Here is a 16,508-nt window from a genome sequence, read left to right as displayed (position 1 = left end):
CATTGTAATCGAGCAGGCTTTGCAGATGCTCATCGCCATCTTCCACGAACAGGTCACGACCGATGCTGAACGAGAGTTTCTCGACCGCGAAACGCATGGCACTCACGGACGCGCCAGACAATCCCATGCTGGGCGTGGCAGAAAAGGTGAAGTTGTGAATGGCGGAGAGCATCGGCGTCAGCGGATCATCCTGATGCTTGGGCAGATATTGAAATTTCGAGCCCAGATATGGGTAGCTGCCCAGAAGATCACTCTGTTCCTCAGCAGGAGCAGAGAAGCGATCACGCCACAGAGCAACGTGAGGAGCAATCTTTGCCAGTTCAGGACGCTTGGCCATATCGATAAGAAAGCCCGTCCCGATAATGACGAAATCGAAGCGCATTTCCCCCTGCGGCGTTGTCACAACGATATCGTCACCTTCCTCCTTTACGGACAGCCAAGGCGTGCCGGTATGAAAAGCGAAGTTCTCATGTGTCCGGCAACGCCAGAACGTATCCTGCGGTGGCGGCTGGTTGAGATCATAGATCTTGCGCATGAAACGCCAGCGCGTCAGATCGGGCAGTTCCGAAAAATAGCTGAGGAAACCAGCGTTTTCCATCCAGCGATACGGATTGACGGACGGGATCTTCTTGCGACGCAGGCAAAGATCCACACTACCGGCTCCAGCTTCCAGTGCGGTCGCCGCATTGTCGAATGCTGACGCCCCTGCGCCCAGCACACCAATGCGCTTGCCGCGCAAAGCCTGAAAATCGATCTGGTCAGATGTATGGGCGTAGCGTGAACGGGGAAGCGCCTTGGAAATGAAATCCGGAATAAACCATTCACCACCACCCTGAATACCAGTCGCCAGCACAACCTTTCGCGCCCAGACCTGACGTTTAACGCCACCCTCACAGGCAAAAGTGAGACGGAGCAGGCCATCCTGCCAGTCCATGTCGATTAGCTCGTGATCGTTGCGGACAGGAAGTTCCAGAATATCACGCACCCAGTCGAGATAGGCCTGCCAGTCTTCACGCGAGATCTTGTTGAGATCCTGCCACGCCTGCGCGCCATACTTCGCTTCGTACCATGATTGCGGCGTCAGGCTGGGAATCCCAAGGTCGGGACCGGTGACGTATTTCGGCGTGCGCAGGGTGATCATCCGCGCAAACGTAATCCAGGGCCCCTCCCCTCCGCGTGGAGCGCTGTCGAACATGCAGGTATTGGAAATGCCGCGTCGCTTGAGCCCGAAACAGGTTGCGATGCCACCCTGTCCTGCGCCGATAATGGCGACATCGAGAACCTTTTCGCCGTCGCGTTCCAGAGGAAAACTCCAGTCGCGTGTCGCGTACTGTATTTTTGCCAGGTCATCGCGAACGCGCTTGTCGAGTTGTTCTATCATCTGCTCACCAGTTCAAGGTCCGACAAAGCGACAGGAACAGCATGGATCAATCCGTCGCCATATCGGCTAATCCGACTTTAAAGTTTCACATCCGAACCGTTCTTGTATATCTCTTAATTCAGTATGATGCGTTCGCAAAATAAGGTCGGCCAACAATGCCCGTCTTTTCCCGTTTCCTGCGCTATTTCATGAGTGTCGCCCAGCACGGCTCGATTCGTAAGGCGTCAGATGAACTGCATATCGCCGCTTCGGCAATCGATCGGCAGATCCTTCAGGGTGAACGCATCCTCGACACGCTCCTGTTTGAGCGCCTGCCATCCGGCCTGAGACTGACTGCTGCGGGCGAACTGCTGCTGACGGCATGCAGCCGCTGGTCGCGTGACCTGAACACGATCAAGGCGCAACTGGATAGCCTGAAAGGCCTGCGTCAGGGCAATGTCGATATCCTTATCCCTGATGCCTTGACCAAGGGTTTCCTTCCTTCCCTTCTTGCCCGTCTACGTGAAAGTCATCCGGGTATTTTGATCAGCCTGCATGTGCGCAAAAGTCAGAACATGGGCGAACTACTGGTGAAGGGACATGCAGATTTCGCCCTCATGTTCAACCCGAGTCACATGAAGGAACTGACTGTACGCGCTCACAAGGAGATCGCACTGGGCTTTATAGCCCCTCCAGATCACCCGATTTCGGAACTGAAAGAAGCACGATTCAGTCTGGCCACGGAATATCCCACCATTATCCCTACGCCGCCCCTAGCCTTGTGGCGTCCCATCGGGCTGCTGGAAGCCGAAACCGGCGTAAAGATTGCGCCCGTAGCGCGGGCGGACAATATCCAGATGATCAAATCGCTGGTGCAGGAAGGGGTTGGTGTCGGTATCCTGAGCTATCTCGACGCGTATGATGAGATTCAGCGCAAACAGCTCTGCTTCGTGCCTATTGTGAATAAAAAGCTTCTACCGCTCAGTCTTGCGCTATGCATTGACCGCTCCCGCCAGCTATCCGCGGCGGCCCGTTTTGTGATGACCGAGATTGAAGCCTTCTTCGCGGAGACCCTTTGAAGGGCTGTCATGTTTGCGGCGCCGTAGTCTCAGGCTTTTCCGCCATGATGGACACATGCGCTGCAAGTATTTTCCATCCCTCTGGCGTGCGCACCCAAGTCTGCATCTGACGCCCGATTTTCTGGCTGCCTACACGCTGGAATTCCAGACTGACAACAGCGGTGGCATCACCCACCGTGGCGATGTGGCGTCTCAGCACTTTTCTTGGTGGTGATCCTCCCTGCCGCGCCCGCCGGAAAGCGGCGATTTCCTCGGTGCCGTAGAGATTCTCTCCCACGCCATACCGGACCACTTCCGGACCTTCCCAGAAAAATCCATCAAGCGCCGCCAGATCATTGTTTCCAAGCGCCTGCTCATAACGATCCGACAAGTCGGTGATTTCTTCGACAATTTTCTGATCATCAAGAATCATGGGTTACCACTTTCCATCGCGCTGCACTTGATCGCTGTGACCGTTTCGGCACGCAGGGATCCACTATATTGAAGACCAGTTTTCCCTCTCGTCGCAATCGTTTCGCTCTTTTTCGGATGTTGCAAAGAGAGAAAACTCCGTGGGCCGCTGGGTATCTCAAAACGGCAACGCAACGTTGTTTTTTTTGCTTTTGAGAGAACACGCTTTACCAGCATATAGTCTTTTCATACCGCCGGTTCGCCCAAAGCTGGCACTATTTTATCTCAGAGGCACGAGAAAAGACCGTCCATGCCGCTCTGCTTGCTTTTGCTCACCAGCGCTTCACACAGCCCAGTGTTTCCGTCCTTCATTTGCTTCGAAAGGAACGGCCAATGACCGATTCCAGAGAGGAAAACTCTCTACTCGTTCGGGCTCGAGCCAAGGCTCTCGATATCGATCTTTCTCCGGACTGCCTGCCCGGCGTGCTGAACAATACTGCCCTGCTGACGGATTTCACCCGTCTGCTGCAACAGCACCATTTCGTCGATACATGTGAACCTGCGGGCGAGTACGAACCATGAGTCGGCCTTTAACCATAGCGGAAATAAGCGAAGCCGTCCGTTCGGGAAAAATGACGGCGCGTAAAATCACCGAGACTACCTTGGATATTCTGAAACAACAGGATTCATCCATTCACAGTGTGACCAAACTTCTCGCCAAGGAAGCGCTGGCTCAGGCCGATGCCATTGACGCCCTTCGTTCTGCCGGAAAGCCCCTGCCACCACTTGCGGGTGTGCCTTTTGGCGTGAAGGATCTTTTCGATGTCGCAGGCCATGTCACGACAGCAGGTTCCATCGTTCTGAACGACACACTTCCCGCAAAGCAGGATGCGCCTGTCGTAAAGCGCCTGAAAGATGGGGGGGCCATTCTGGTCGCCACACTGAACATGGACGAATTTGCCTACGGTTTCGCCACCGAGAACTCCCATTACGGCACGACGTTCAACCCCCGCGACACATCGCGCATGGCGGGCGGCTCATCCGGCGGTTCTGCCGCTACCGTCGCGGCGGGCTTTCTTCCATTGGCCCTCGGCTCCGATACCAACGGTTCAATCCGCGTGCCCGCTTCTCTGTGTGGCGTGTGGGGCCTGAAACCGACTTTCGGACGGCTGCCGCGCGAAGGAGCATATCCATTTTCCGCCAGTCTCGATGTCGTGGGGCCTTTCGCAGCAAACCTGTCCGATCTGGCAACAGCTTTCCATGTCATGGATGGGACGCCCGCCGCACCCGAACCCAAAATCTCCGATCTCCGGATTGCGCGTCTTGGTGGGTGGTTCGCCACCAATCTGACATCCTCCTGTCAGAAGGCACTGGATCGTGCGTGCGACGCACTGGATGTCAAACAGACTGTGGAACTGCCGGAAGTTGCCATTGCCCGCGCCTGTTCCTTCCTCATTACAGCAGCGGAAGGCGGCAATCTTCATCTTCCGCGCCTGCGCAGGGTCGCCGCACAATATGACCCTGCGACACGCGACCGGCTGCTCGCGGGCGCGCTCCTTCCTGCCGATACCTATCTGCAAGCCCAGCGTTTCCGACGCTGGTTCCGCGATCAGGTGCATGCCCTTTTCCGTGAAAAAGCAGATGTGCTCATCGCACCTTCAGTGATGTGCGAGGCCCCACGCCGTGACGATCCAACTGTCATGGTGGACGGCAAAAGCGTATCGGCCCGTGCCTATCTCGGCCTTTATACCCAGCCGTTGAGCCTGCCCGGCCTGCCCGTTCTTGCCGCCCCACTGATCAATCCGGATGGACTGCCTCTCGGATTGCAGCTTGTCGCCGCACCCGGCAAGGAGGCTTCCCTGTTCGCCGTGGCGCGCGAACTGGAAAAAAGTGGCGTTTGCGGTTACTCCAAGCCGGAGCTCGCCTGCCTGTAAAGAATCAGGCGACAACTCCTGAAAACAAGAAAGGCGGCAGGAAATGCTGCACACGGCACGCTCTCTTCGCGGCATGGTTACAGCGCCGCATCATCTGGCATCGCAGGCGGGTCTGGAAATCCTGCGGGCTGGTGGTTCAGCCATTGAGGCCACGGTCGCCACCGCTGCGGCTCTGGCTGTCGTTTATCCCCACATGACCGGTATCGGTGGAGATGCATTCTGGCTGATCACATGGCCGGATGGTCGCACCGAGACGATCGATGCCTGTGGCGCAGCCGCTGCGAAGGCTGATCTGGACCTTTACCGCAAGGCGGGACATGCAGCCATTCCATGGCGTGGACCACTGGCAGCCAATACTGTTGCGGGCACTGTATCAGGCTGGGCCAAGGCGCTGAAGATGGCCGAAGCCGCCTATGGTTCGGTCCTTCCGCTGGAACAGCTTCTTGCCGAAGCCATCCACCATGCGGAAGCCGGCGTGCCTGTCACGGCAGGCGGCGCTGCGCTGGCAACGGAAAAATCGGCTGAACTGATTGTCGCGCCCGGTTATGCGGCCGTGTTCGAAGCACTGGGGCGACCGCTGGCGGAAGGGGATATCCTCTGCAATCCGGCACTCGGTGCGACGCTGCGTGAACTCGCTGCATCAGGTCTTCAAGGCTTCTATGATGGTCCTCTTGCCCGTCGCATCGCTGCCGATCTTGCAAGCGCGGGCAGTCCGGTCAGCGCAGAGGATCTTGCGACGCACCGGGCGGAGGTGCGGCCACCGCTTTCCGTGCCGATCAGGGGGACGACGCTCTACAACATGGCGCCTCCGACGCAGGGCGTTGCTTCGCTGCTGATCCTTGCTCTGTTTGACCGCCTGAAAGCTGATGAAGGCGAAAGTTTTGCGCATATTCACGGACTGATCGAAGCGACCAAGCAGGCGTTCCGTTATCGTGACACGCATGTGGGCGATCCAGCCTATATGACCGTGGAAGCACAGCATCTGCTGGATGATCCCTCGGCGCTGGACTCCATGGCCGCCGCCATTGATCCGCAGCACGCCGCACCGTGGCCGCATCCATCGCAGGCGGGCGATACCGTGTGGATGGGTGCAGTCGATGCCAGTGGGCTCGCCGTCAGCATGATCCAGAGCACCTATTTCGAGTTCGGCTCGGGCGTCGTGCTGCCTCAGACCGGCATCGTCTGGCAGAACCGGGGTGCGAGTTTCCGTCTTGAAGAAGAGGGCTGGAATGCGCTGAAGCCGGGTCGCAAGCCGTTCCATACGCTGAACCCCGCTGCCGCCCGCTTCGACGACGGGCGGGTGATGGTGTACGGCACGATGGGCGGCGAAGGACAGCCGCAGACGCAGGCCGCCGTGTTCTCGCGTTATGCCCGTTACGGCATGGGTCTTCAGGCCGCCGTCACCGCGCCGCGCTGGCTGCTGGGGCGCACATGGGGACAGGAAAGCGTGACCCTGAAATATGAGGACCGGTTCGCGCCAGAACTGATCGCGCAGCTTGGTGCAGCAGGACATGCCATCGAACGGGTCGCGCCGTTCACGTCCATGATGGGACATGCTGGAGCGCTGGTCCGTCATCCGGATGGCGTGATCGAAGGCGCGACTGATCCACGCAGCGATGGCGGCATCGCGGCATGGTAGAGACGAAGCCCACACCGGGAGAACGCGCCGTTGCGCGATGCGATGTGCTTGGCGAACCGCCGTTCAGCGACGATGTGGGGCTGCTCTATCGCCCGTGGCTTGGGCCGGGCTTTATCGCCACGGTCGAGGCCATTTCGAACTGGATGCGTCAGGCGGGCATGACGGTGCGGCAGGATGCCGCCGCCAACCTGATCGGACGCTATGAGGGCAGCACGCCGGATGCGCCTGCCCTTCTGTTCGGCTCGCATCTGGACTCGGTGCGCGACGGTGGTCGTTACGACGGCATGCTCGGCGTGATTGCGGCGCTGGAAGTGGTGGCCGGATTTCATGAGCGAGGCGAGCGCTTTCCGTTCGCCATTGAGATCGTTGGGTTCGGGGATGAGGAAGGATCGCGCTTTCCCATCACCATGCTGACGACTCGCGCCATTGCCGGTGTTCTGGAAGAAGATGATCCTGTCGCTGCTTTTGCGGAATTGCGTGATGTCGATGGCGTCACCGTCGAGCAGGCATTAGCGCGTGTGGGCCTGACGCCGCGCGGCATGGCAGCGGCGAAACGCGGGAAAGACGGCGTGCTGGCTTATGTCGAGGCGCATATTGAGCAGGGGCCTGTTCTGGAAGCCGAAGGACGGTCGCTCGGCGTGGTGAGCGGCATTGCGGCGCAGCGACGTTTCGAGATCAGACTGCATGGTATGGCGGGCCACGCCGGCACGATGGCGATGTCGCTACGGCGGGACGCGCTGACGGCGGCGTCGGAGATGGTGCTGGCGATTGAGCGCATTGGCGTGGCCGGTGGGGATCGCGACGGGCTTGTGGCGACGGTCGGTTCGCTGCGGACATGGCCGGGCGTGACGAATGTCGTGCCGGGGGATGTGACGTTCACCATTGATGCCCGTGCAGGAACCATTGCGACACGCGACAGGGCGGTGGACGAGATTCTTGCGGCCCTGAAGGAGATTTCGGAACGTCGTGATGTGGAGATCGAGATCATACCGCGCGAAAATCTCAATCCTTCGCCATGTAATCCGCATCTCATGGCGCTGATGGAAGCAGCCGTGCAGGACGTGACCGGCCAGCCTGCGCGCGTGCTGGTCAGTGGTGCGGGGCATGACGCCATGATCATGGCGCGGCTGGCTCCGATGTCTATGCTGTTCATCCGCTGTGAGAAAGGCATCAGCCACAATCCGGCCGAGGCCGTGCTGCCTGCGGATGTGAATGACGCCATTGTCGCTTTGACCCGTTTCGTCCGACTCTTTGCCGAAGATTACAGCAAGACCCAAGGGAGACATTTTTCATGACCGTGCCAGTTTTCGGCCAGATCGATCCGCCGCAGCGTCTGTTGATGGGACCCGGGCCGGTCAACGTCCATCCGCGTGTGCTGCGGGCGATGAGTGCGGACATGCTCGGGCAGTTCGATCCCGAGATGACGACCTACATGAACGAGACGATGGAACTCTATCGCGAAGTGTTCATGACGCGGAACCGCTGGACGTTCCTGATCGACGGCACGGCTCGCGCGGGTATCGAGGCGGCGTTGGTCTCGCTGCTGGAACCCGGCATGACAGTGCTGATCGTACGCGCGGGCCGGTTCGGGCTGCTGCTGTCCGAGATCGCGGAGCGGATTGGCGCTGACATCCGCACGATTGATCTGGAATGGGGCGAAGTCGCTTCTCTGGACGCCATCGAAGCCGCCTTCAAGGAACACAAGCCGCGTGTCTTCGCCTGTATCCACGGCGACACCTCCACCACGACGGCTCAGCCGCTTGAAGGGCTGGGCGAACTCTGCCGCAAGTATGATGTGCTGTCCTATGTCGATGCGACCGCCACTCTCGGCGGCATGCCGGTGGATGTGGACGGCTGCGGTCTGGATATCGTCACGGCAGGACTTCAGAAGTGCATGGGCGGCCCGCCGGGCTCCTCACCCATCACGATTTCCGACCGCGCTGCCGAGCATATCTTTAGCCGTCGTCACGTGGAAAAAGGTATTCGCGGCGCGGATGCCGACGATGGTTATGGGGCGCGGATCAGCTCCAACTACTTCGATCTGGCCATGGTCATGGATTACTGGTCGGAGAAGCGTCTGAACCACCATACCGAAGCGACGACCATGCTTTACGGCGCACGTGAGTGCGGACGAGTGATGCTGGAAGAAGGTCTGAAGAACCGTTTCGACCGTCATCGCGCCGCTGGAGCCGCCATAACGGCAGGACTCCGGGCGCTGGGGCTGAAAGTATTCGGCCACGACGAATACCGTATGACGAACGTGACCGGCGTGTGGATTCCGGATGGTGTGAATGGCGAGGCCGTGCGTCGCCGGATGCGCGAGGATTTCGAGATCGAGATCGGCACGGCGTTTGGGCCTTTGGCCGGAAAGATCTGGCGGATTGGCGCGATGGGGTACAACGCCATGAAGCACAAGGTGCTGCTGACGCTTGGTGCGCTGGAAAGCGTTCTGGCCGCGGAAGGCTATGCCACACCGCGCGGTGCGGGCGTGGATGCAGCGTTGGTCGCATGGAACCATGTACTTCCCGATGCCCTGAAAGCACACGACGCATGAACGACTATCCCCGCGACATGGTGGGTTACGGCGCGAACCCGCCAGACCCGGAGTGGCCCGAATCAGCGCGTGTTGCCGTGCAGTGCGTCATCAATTACGAGGAAGGCGGCGAAAACAGCGTTCTGCATGGGGATGCCGGATCGGAGGCATTCCTGTCCGAGATGGTTGGTGCGCGCCCCATCCCCGGCGCGCGGGCGATGGCGATGGAAAGCCTGTATGAATACGGCTCCCGCGCGGGGTTCTGGCGGCTTCAGCGCCTGTTTACGGAACGCGGCCTGCCGGTGACGGTGTTCGGCGTGGCCGAGGCGCTGGCCCGCAATCCTGAAGCCGTGCATGCGATGATGAAGGCCGGTTGGGAAATTGCCTCACATGGTCTGCGGTGGATCGATTATCAGGATGTGCCGGAGGACATTGAACGGGCGCACATCGCCAAGGCCATCGCACTTCAGACGGCGCTGACAGGCGCCCGGCCTTTGGGGTGGTATCAGGGACGCACCAGCCCGAACACGGCGCGTCTCGTCGCCGAGGAAGGTGGCTTCGTTTACGACGCTGACTCCTATGCGGACGACCTTCCCTACTACGACCGCACATGGGAAAAAGTGACGGGACGTCCGCAACTGATCGTGCCTTACACGCTCGACGTGAATGACATGAAGATCGTGGCGCTCAATGGTTTTACGGAAGGCGAGCAGTTCTACCGTTATCTGCGCGACACGTTCGATCAGCTCTGGGAAGAAGGCGAGACCCAGCCACGCATGATGTCAGTCGGGTTGCATTGCCGCGTTGCCGGGCGTCCCGGCAGGGCGCGGGCGGTGGCGCGGTTCCTCGACCATGTGATGAAGCATGAGCGGGTGTGGGTCGCGCGGCGCATCGACATCGCACGGCACTGGCTGGCAGTGCATCCGGCATGAATACCATAGACCGCATAAACGTACTGGATCTTCCCACTTTTACGGCACTGTTCGGCGCACTTTACGAACATTCACCATGGATTGCCGAAAAAGCATGGGAGCATCGACCCTTTTTGGACAAGGCTGAACTGCTCTCAGCTTTTCAGAATGTTGTTGCCTCCGCGTCCCCAGAGCAGCAGATGGTGCTGATCCGGGAGCACCCGGAACTCGCGCGGCGTGTAGGAGTGGATGAAAGCCTCACCACGGCGTCGCAGAATGAGCAGGCTTCCGCCGGACTGGATCGCCTGACGCCTGCGGAACACAAACAGTTCACCGCTCTGAATGATGCCTATCGTTCCAAATTCTCCATGCCGTTCATTATCTGTGTCCGGCTCAGCGAGAAGGATCATATCCTGTCCGAAATGGCGCGACGGACTCATAACACGCCGGAGCAGGAACGGGCGGCCGCGTTGACTGAAATCGACAAAATTGCAGCTATCCGCTGTGACGATGTGTTGAAGAAACTGGAAGCTGACTCATGAGCACATTATCCACTCACGTTCTGGATCAGGTGTCAGGCCTGCCCGCAGCCGGCATGGCTATCACGCTCTGGCGTGGGGATACGGTCCTATTTTCCGGCGTCACCAACGCAGACGGTCGCTGCCCCGAAATTTCCGAGGTCGGCGAACTGGAACCCGGGAGTTACCGGCTGGAATTTGCCGTGGCCCCCTACTTCCGACGCAATGACGTGGAACTCAGCGATCCACCTTTCATCGACACGGTTCCAGTCGTTTTCGGTGTCGCGGAACCAAAAGCGGGAAAAGTGCGTGCGCATTATCATGTGCCACTGCTGGTCTCACCCTTTGGCTACACAACCTATCGGGGAAGCTGAACGGATTCATGTTCGGATTCCGTGGCATTCAATAAAAAACGAAAGAGAATCTCCCTTTCACCATAAGGACAGTCATTATCCAGCGCGTCGGGGCCTCGGCGCATTTCAATTATAAATAAAGCTGGATTTACATGACTTCTTATACGTCACGGTGGACGATTGCCGACGCACTCAAAGTCCACGCTGACGATCCGACGACCACCATGCCGGTCATTGATCAGAACTTTCCGACCATGGATGAATCGGTAATGATCTGGGACACAGGCGCCCTGCGAAACATCCACGGCCAGACTGTGACTTTCAAGGGCTGGCATGTCATCTGGTCACTCGCGGTCGACAAGATCGATCTTACGAACACCAACATTTATGACGAATGGCATAGCCGCAATAATCGCGCCTATATCGGTTACTGGTATTCCCGCACAGGAAACGGCGCAGACTGGCAGTGGGGCGGTCGCCTTCTCCAGACGACGGCTGACCTACGCCCGCATGAATGGTCCGGCGGACTGGTCATGCGCGAAGGCACGGGCAATGTTGTGGACATGTTCTACACGTCCGAAGCGGACTCTCCGGTCAACCAGTCCGTGCCGTCCGTCTCCACCGGTCAGATTTTCGCTGATGAAAACGGTGTCTGGTTCGGTGGCTTCGAGACCACGACGGAAATGTTCTCCGCTGATGGCATTCACAACGCCAATTCCCAGCAGGACGAATATTTCGATTTCCGCGATCCGCACCCGTTTGTGAACCCGGCCGACGGTCGTGTTTACTGCCTGTATGAAAGCAACGTCGCAGGGATGCGTGGTGAGTTCACGATTGGCAGCGAAGAGCAGGGCATTCTGCCACCGGGCTACAGCGTGAATGCTGGCGCACAGTACGGCGCAGCCTCCATCGGCATCGCCGTTCTTGATGACGGTGCCTACAAAAAGGGCGACTTCTCCACTGCCCGCTGGACGCAGCTTGATCCGCTCGTGACCGCCCTTGGCGTGAACGATCAGATGGAACGTCCGCACATCGTCTTCAGTGGTGGGATGACCTATCTGTTCACCATCAGTCACCACAGTACATACAGCGGCGATCTGGCCGGACCGGATGGCGTGTATGGCTTTGTGTCGGAGAACGGTCTGTTCGGTCCCTACAAACCCCTGAACGGGTCAGGTCTCGTGCTCGGCAATCCTTCAAGTGCGCCTTACGAAACCTACTCACACTTTGTTGACCCCGAAGGCTACGTGCAGGCCTTCATCGACACGCTGCCTGCCGAAGGCACCGATCCCAACGATCCGGCCACTTTCCGGATTGGCGCCACACTGGCACCAACCGTGAAGATCGAACTTGATGGCGACCGGACTTTCCTTTCGGAAGTGCACGGTTACGGTCAGGTCTACGCGCAGGCGGCTTGGCCGGTCGGCAATGCGTGGGATCACCGTCCGCAGTCGTAATCACACGTTCGCGACAGTGTTTTTCACACCCTGTCCAGCAGGAGCCGGGAGGAAATCATTCCTCCCGGCTTTTGCCATATCCATACTTCAGGAGCCCTTCCGGCGCGGTTATTCTCGTGGGACTGTTCCGTATTGGGGAAAAACCTTCTATCTTCCCGCCCCGTCGGCGTGGGGCCGACTGCCGGAAGGCCTGACATAGCCTGACCGGATTTCTTCTCCCGGGACACAATTCCATGTCTTTCATCGCCGACCGCCTGAACAAGATCAGTCCGAGCCAGACGATTGCCATTACGGCAAAAGCGCGTGCGCTCAAGGCGGCAGGCCGGGACATCATCAGTCTCTCGGCAGGAGAACCCGATTTCGATACACCCGCCAACATCAAGGCCGCAGCGATAAAGGCCATTGAAGCGGGGCAGACCAAATATACCGATGTCGCTGGCACCCCCGCCCTACGCGCTGCGGTCGCCGAGCGCTTTCGTCTGGATTCCGGGCTGGATTACAAGCCGGAAGAAATCATCGTTTCCACCGGCGGCAAGCAGGTGATCTATAACGCGATGGTCTCAACCATCAACAAAGGTGACGAGGCCATCATCCCCGCACCGTGCTGGGTATCCTACCCGGACATCGTGGCGCTGGCCGACGGTATTCCCGTTGTTGTTCCCTGCCGCGCGGAAAACGGTTTCAAGCTCACGGCGAGCGAACTGGAAGCGGCGATCACACCGAAGACCAAATGGTTCTTCCTGAATTCACCGTGCAATCCAACCGGCGCGACCTATTCCGCCGAAGATCTGCGCCCGCTCTGTGACATCCTGCTGAAGCATCCGAATGTGTGGATCTTCACAGACGATATCTATGACAAGCTGGTTTATGACGGCTTCAAGCCTGCAACCATCGTGCAGGTCGAACCACGTCTGCGCGACCGTACTGTCACCATGAACGGTGTCTCCAAGGCGTATGCCATGACCGGCTGGCGCATTGGTTTTTCTGGCGCGCCGGTCGAACTGACCAAGGCGATGAACAAATTGCAGGGACAGTCCACCTCCAATCCCTGCTCCATCGCTCAGGCCGCTGCGCTGGAAGCGCTCACTGGCCCGCAGGATTTCATCGACAGCATGTGCGCCACCTATCGCGAGCGCCGCGATCTCGTCGTGTCGATGCTCAATCAGGCGAGCGGCCTTCAGTGCGGACGTCCCGAAGGCGCATTTTATGTGTTCCCGTCAATGAGCGGCTGCTTCGGCAAACGCACACAGAAAGGCGTGGTGATCGACACGGACGAGGCCTTCGTGACCGCTCTGCTGGATGAGGAAGGTGTCGCCGCCGTGCACGGTTCGGCTTTCATGTTCGCCGGACATTTCCGCGTATCCTATGCGACCGACACGGAAAGCCTGCGGGAAGCCTGCTCCCGCATCCAGCGCTTCTGCGCCAGCCTGAGCTAAGAAGGAAAGGCGATACTGCCATGAATGACGCCGCCGGACCGACACTCGCCAAAAGACTTGAAGGCCTCCCTGCTCCCGCGACCATTGAGATGGCGCGTCGGGCAAGAGAACTGAAAGCACAGGGATATGAGGTCATCTCCCTCGCGCTGGGTGAACCTGATTTTGCAACACCGCCTGCCGCCATCGAAGCGGCGCATGAAGCAGCGCTGGCGGGCAAAACCAAATATCCACCAGTCGACGGCACCCCGGAACTCAAAGCGGCCATCACCCGCAAGTTCAAACGGGAAAACGGGCTGGAATTCAGCGGCGACGAACTGCTTGTCTGCAATGGCGGCAAGCAGGTCATTTTCAATGCATTCATGGCATCCATCAATCCGGGTGACGAAGTTGTTGTCCCCGCGCCCTACTGGGTCAGCTACCCGTTGATCGCCCGCATGTTTGGCGGCGTTCCGGTGCATCCAGTCTGTGATGAAGCCGATGGTTTCAGCCTGAAACCAGAGCGTCTTGCCGCAGCCATGACCCCCCGCACAAAATGGCTGGTGCTGAATTTCCCGAACAATCCCACCGGAGGACTCTGCTCCCGCGAGAATTTGGAGGGCATAGCGGACGTGCTCCGGAAATATCCGGATGTCTGGATTCTTTCTGACGAAATCTACGAACATCTCGTGTTCGATGGAAACCGTTTCACATCGTTCGCAGCGATTGCCCCCGATCTGCGAGACCGTATCCTGACGATGAACGGTGTTGCGAAGGCGTATGCCATGACCGGCTGGCGCGTCGGATATGCCGGTGGCCCAAAGCGCCTCATCGCTGCAATGCGCGCAGTTCAAAGCAATGCAACATCCGGTGTCTGCACAGTGGCGCAGGCCGCCGCCGCTGCCGCTCTTGATGGTCCACCCGATCTGATTCACGACATGGTGGCGACGTATGAGCGGCGTCGCAATCTGATGGTCTCCGCCCTCCGCGACATTCCGGGCCTGAGCTGCGCCATGCCTGCTGGGGCGTTCTATGTCTATCCGGGCATCGGTGCGTTTCTGGGACGTAAAACATCTTCCGGTCGCGTTCTGGAAACCGACACCGATTTTGCTCTGGCGTTTCTCGATGAAGCCCATGTGGCGACAGTGCCGGGCAGCGCGTTTGGTATGGCGCCGTATCTGCGCCTGTCATGCGCTACCTCAGACGAAGCACTGACGGAAGCCTGCGCTCGCCTGAAACGTTTCATCGCTTCACTCGTCTGAAAGAACGGTCACCCTCGCTGCTTCCAACGATGCACGAGGCGTGACTGCACATGCCTGAGGGCACTGATCACCGGTTGCGGCAGGTGATCACGCAGCAGCATGTGGATCTGACGGTCCAAAGGCAGACCCGTGTGGCGCAGATAATGCGTATTTGTCAGAAACGGGTCAGAAGAAGTCTGTGCTGGACGGTAGAAATAAGAAATCAGCGCGCGCCGTTTCCCGCTTTTCAAAGGCGATGGATAGCCATGTAAGGCGATGGACGACTGACTCATGATGAGCGTGCGCCCGAAGAGGGGCGCTATCCTGACTTCTCTCCGTCGCGTTCTGGCATCCCATAATTCCAGTTCGCCTCCATCCCCCTCCTCCCATTCGGGATTAAGATAGGTGATGACGACAACAGTATTTTTCATTCTTTTTATCGGGTGCACCTGAAAATCAACGTGAATTTCAAAGTGACCGTTTGAATCCACCTCATGCACGCCACCACCCCAGAGTTCGGGATCGGCAACAAGAGCGACCTCACCTGTCACCTGTTTAAGAAAATGGCAAAAAGCCGCTGAATGCACCTGCCGAAAATACTCAGCCACAGCACAGGGCATATCGGCTTCACGCTGGATCACACGTTTTTTCTGCAGCTGCGTGTAGTGCGGTTCCCACGACTGAGCCGAAACTTCCTTTATTTTTTCAATGATTTCCTGAAGATCGTTCGTGTCAAAAAGATTATCCAGAACGAGATAAGGAAAAGGTTTCGCCATCTGGTAACGCGAGCAAGCACTGGCTACGTCAATGAAGGAAGGCGCACACCACTCTGCTCCTACCTCCTCCGTGTCCGTCACAGCAGACAGGGTCATCCATAGCTTCCGCAACATCCGTTAACGGCACACATGATGACCTCTCCTGGCAGAATAATTTACAGCTCCCCCTCAGTGTCGGGCCTAACCATTAAAATAAGTAATATGGTCAACCTCCATCCAAAGATGGGATGGACGACACGTCTGACACGATGCACGATGCCTGCATGACCCAGAGCTTTTCCTCCCTCTCCTTTGCCCGTCCCACCGTGAACAGTCTTGCTTCCGGATTTGGTGCAGTTTCTGCATTGCTGGATGCTCAGGACGTGTCTCAGGCCTTGGCGCGTTTTGATCGTGAACGGCGCACGCTCGATAGTTGGGCCGCTCTGGTCCATCTGCGCTTTGCTCAGAACACCACAGATGAATCCGCCAAAACCGACCGGGATTACGCGGATCATATTTTCCCCAAAGCCACGGCGCATGAAGTCGCGCTCAAGAAACGCTTCCTTTCCCCTGAATGCGTGGAAAATGTGCGGAAAATCCTTGGGCCACATGTCGTTGCTCTTTGGGAAAGTGACATCACCACTTTCGACACGCGCATCGAAACTGCGCTGGAGGAAGAGGCCAGGCTCACAGGCGAATACACGGCCCTTCTCGCCTCAGCCCGGGTCCAAATTCAGGGAGAAACGGTCAACCTGTCCGGACTGGCTCCATGGCTGGAACATGCCGACCGCGCGATCCGGCACGAGGCAGAACAGGCGCGATGGGCGTTTTTCGAGCAGAACGGCGACACGCTGGACGATCTCTACGCTCGTCTCGTCACACTACGCACCGATATGGCCCGCCCGCGTGGCTTTGAAACCTACACG

General features: G+C 58.4%; 15 protein-coding genes and 1 pseudogene. 13 read left to right on the top strand and 3 right to left on the bottom strand.

Annotated features, from left to right (window positions below):
- On the bottom strand, positions 1–1,378 hold a 1,378-nt coding region (locus tag ABF824_RS03620; protein ID WP_415486486.1), incomplete at its 3' end, for an NAD(P)-binding domain-containing protein.
- 158 nt (positions 1,379–1,536) lie between these two features.
- On the opposite strand from ABF824_RS03620, the gene ABF824_RS03615 reads away from it, so the two are divergent.
- The gene (locus ABF824_RS03615; RefSeq protein ID WP_415486485.1) at positions 1,537–2,439 is read left to right on the top strand and encodes a LysR family transcriptional regulator; all 903 of its coding nucleotides are present in this window, start codon (positions 1,537–1,539) and stop codon (positions 2,437–2,439) included.
- A 7-nt stretch (positions 2,440–2,446) separates the two neighbouring features.
- On the opposite strand, the gene hpxZ is transcribed toward ABF824_RS03615, so the two are convergent.
- Complete coding sequence (gene hpxZ / locus ABF824_RS03610; RefSeq protein ID WP_415486484.1) at positions 2,447–2,851, bottom strand: oxalurate catabolism protein HpxZ; 405 nt, start codon at positions 2,849–2,851, stop codon at positions 2,447–2,449.
- A 371-nt stretch (positions 2,852–3,222) separates the two neighbouring features.
- Between hpxZ and ABF824_RS03605 the strand changes: the two genes are divergently transcribed.
- The 11 genes from ABF824_RS03605 (at position 3,223) to ABF824_RS03555 (ending at position 14,848) form a co-directional block, all read left to right on the top strand.
- Positions 3,223–3,411: a DUF4089 domain-containing protein gene (locus tag ABF824_RS03605; RefSeq protein WP_415486483.1), complete on the top strand. Its 189-nt coding sequence runs from the start codon at positions 3,223–3,225 to the stop codon at positions 3,409–3,411.
- Complete coding sequence (locus ABF824_RS03600) at positions 3,408–4,763, top strand: AtzE family amidohydrolase (RefSeq protein WP_415486482.1); 1,356 nt, start codon at positions 3,408–3,410, stop codon at positions 4,761–4,763. The genes ABF824_RS03605 and ABF824_RS03600 overlap by 4 nt, the downstream gene beginning before the upstream one ends.
- A 43-nt stretch (positions 4,764–4,806) precedes the next feature.
- Complete coding sequence (locus ABF824_RS03595; RefSeq protein ID WP_415486481.1) at positions 4,807–6,402, top strand: gamma-glutamyltransferase family protein; 1,596 nt, start codon at positions 4,807–4,809, stop codon at positions 6,400–6,402.
- Complete coding sequence (locus ABF824_RS03590; RefSeq protein ID WP_415486480.1) at positions 6,396–7,697, top strand: allantoate amidohydrolase; 1,302 nt, start codon at positions 6,396–6,398, stop codon at positions 7,695–7,697. The genes ABF824_RS03595 and ABF824_RS03590 overlap by 7 nt, the downstream gene beginning before the upstream one ends.
- Complete coding sequence (locus ABF824_RS03585) at positions 7,694–8,956, top strand: pyridoxal-phosphate-dependent aminotransferase family protein (RefSeq protein WP_415486479.1); 1,263 nt, start codon at positions 7,694–7,696, stop codon at positions 8,954–8,956. Before ABF824_RS03590 ends, ABF824_RS03585 begins: the two co-directional genes overlap by 4 nt.
- Entirely contained in the window at positions 8,953–9,867 is a 915-nt protein-coding gene (puuE, locus tag ABF824_RS03580) for an allantoinase PuuE (protein ID WP_415486478.1), read from the top strand. Before ABF824_RS03585 ends, puuE begins: the two co-directional genes overlap by 4 nt.
- Positions 9,864–10,388 carry a 2-oxo-4-hydroxy-4-carboxy-5-ureidoimidazoline decarboxylase gene (gene uraD, locus ABF824_RS03575; protein ID WP_415486477.1) on the top strand — a complete coding sequence of 175 codons (525 nt, stop codon included), beginning with the start codon at positions 9,864–9,866 and terminating at the stop codon, positions 10,386–10,388. Before puuE ends, uraD begins: the two co-directional genes overlap by 4 nt.
- Positions 10,385–10,738 carry a hydroxyisourate hydrolase gene (gene uraH, locus ABF824_RS03570; RefSeq protein WP_415486476.1) on the top strand — a complete coding sequence of 118 codons (354 nt, stop codon included), beginning with the start codon at positions 10,385–10,387 and terminating at the stop codon, positions 10,736–10,738. Before uraD ends, uraH begins: the two co-directional genes overlap by 4 nt.
- Before the next feature lie 131 nt (positions 10,739–10,869).
- Complete coding sequence (locus ABF824_RS03565; RefSeq protein WP_415486475.1) at positions 10,870–12,174, top strand: glycoside hydrolase family 68 protein; 1,305 nt, start codon at positions 10,870–10,872, stop codon at positions 12,172–12,174.
- Positions 12,175–12,407: 233 nt separating this feature from the next.
- Entirely contained in the window at positions 12,408–13,610 is a 1,203-nt protein-coding gene (locus tag ABF824_RS03560) for a pyridoxal phosphate-dependent aminotransferase (protein WP_415486474.1), read from the top strand.
- A 20-nt stretch (positions 13,611–13,630) separates the two neighbouring features.
- Complete coding sequence (locus ABF824_RS03555; protein WP_415486472.1) at positions 13,631–14,848, top strand: pyridoxal phosphate-dependent aminotransferase; 1,218 nt, start codon at positions 13,631–13,633, stop codon at positions 14,846–14,848.
- A gap of 8 nt (positions 14,849–14,856) precedes the next feature.
- Here ABF824_RS03555 and ABF824_RS03550 read toward each other — a convergent pair whose 3' ends face one another.
- Positions 14,857–15,699 carry a 2OG-Fe(II) oxygenase gene (locus tag ABF824_RS03550; protein WP_415486470.1) on the bottom strand — a complete coding sequence of 281 codons (843 nt, stop codon included), beginning with the start codon at positions 15,697–15,699 and terminating at the stop codon, positions 14,857–14,859.
- A 131-nt stretch (positions 15,700–15,830) separates the two neighbouring features.
- Between ABF824_RS03550 and ABF824_RS03545 the strand changes: the two are divergent.
- Positions 15,831–16,508: pseudogene (locus ABF824_RS03545) on the top strand (peptidase M3); the annotation flags it as partial.

This window comes from Acetobacter sp. (genome assembly GCF_047721705.1).
Taxonomy (GTDB): domain Bacteria; phylum Pseudomonadota; class Alphaproteobacteria; order Acetobacterales; family Acetobacteraceae; genus Acetobacter.
Note: the sequence above shows the minus strand (reverse complement) of the source record. Positions and strands in the feature narration are given on the sequence as shown.